At 43.2% G+C, this 644-nt stretch carries 1 protein-coding gene; it reads left to right on the top strand.

The genetic code is table 11. The annotated features are described in order from the left end of the window. Positions 1 to 45 precede the first annotated feature (45 nt). Entirely contained in the window at positions 46 to 507 is a 462-nt protein-coding gene (locus R7Q48_RS28255) for an MSHA biogenesis protein MshF (protein ID WP_318133631.1), read from the top strand. Positions 508 to 644: the final 137 nt, after the last annotated feature.

The following is a 644-nucleotide window of genomic DNA, read 5'->3' as shown; positions in this document are numbered from 1 at the left end:
GTACGTTTGTGGGGGAGGCTGGACATCGTTAGGGGCGGCTAGTGCGTGGTTGGGAATCAAAGCCGAGCAACGCGCATTATGTTTGGCTTAGTTGCGGTCAGCATGTTGGTTGGAAGGGCGATTAAATTGCAGCCAGTCACTGAAGAAGCACAAGCGACAGGTGCAAAACTCGCAAAGGTTTGGATGCTAGACAGTGTTCAGCGTTATCACCAAGCGTGGTTAGTGCAAGGTGAGCCCAATTATATGGAAATGGATGGTTTTCAACTCACCATGACTGAAGGGGGATTGGTGTCGCCGTTCACACAACAAGGCGTACTCGATTGCGGATATTGGTTAGCTGTTCATTACCCGCAACGTAAGATTATGGCTAGTGAGTTATTAGATATTAGCGGAACAATCAAAAGTAATCGTTATATCTGCAACTATACTTACGAAAGTGGCCAAACAATTGTAGTTATGTCTACCGCTAATCGACTGATAATAGACGTCGAAATGTCGGCGGAGTGAATTTTTTGACACTTAAGTACTATAAATGGGAATGAAAGTCGGTATAATGCAAACATTACCATAAGCCTAAGGTTGTAATAAAAGGTAAACCATAAAATGATTACCTTTGTTATCAAACCTTTTCGGAATAATGGCGA

The sequence above is a fragment of the Vibrio sp. 378 genome, assembly GCF_033339435.1.
The sequence above is the reverse complement of the archived record's forward strand: the minus strand, read 5'-3'. Positions and strand labels throughout refer to the sequence as shown.